Origin of the sequence: Paraburkholderia sp. SIMBA_053 (assembly GCF_046534895.1) — a bacterium.
Taxonomy (GTDB): Bacteria; Pseudomonadota; Gammaproteobacteria; order Burkholderiales; family Burkholderiaceae; genus Paraburkholderia; species Paraburkholderia caledonica.
On sequence record NZ_JAWRXU010000818.1, the window covers coordinates 1 to 267 of the forward strand.

1 protein-coding gene is annotated in these 267 nt (G+C 60.7%); it reads left to right on the top strand.

Annotated elements, in window-relative coordinates:
• Positions 1–267: glycosyltransferase (locus SB753_RS37850; RefSeq protein ID WP_410805260.1), on the top strand; the 267-nt coding region annotated here is incomplete at both ends.

Sequence of the window (267 nt, forward strand, 5' to 3'; positions counted from 1 at the left end):
CTCGTATCGCGACTCGAACTCGAAAAGAGCGTGCGCTTTCTCGATGCACTGCCCAACGGCGAAATGCCTGCGATTTACGGCCTTGCCGATTTCGTGGTGCTCGCCAGCGAGTTCGATCAATGGGGACTCTGCATCAACGAAGCATTCGCGGCGTCGCGCACGGCGATCGTTACGCATACCTGCGGCGTGGCGCGTGAGCTTGTTGTGAACGAGACGAACGGCTATGTCGTTGAGCCGGGCAACGCGGAGATGCTCGCGGCGCGCATG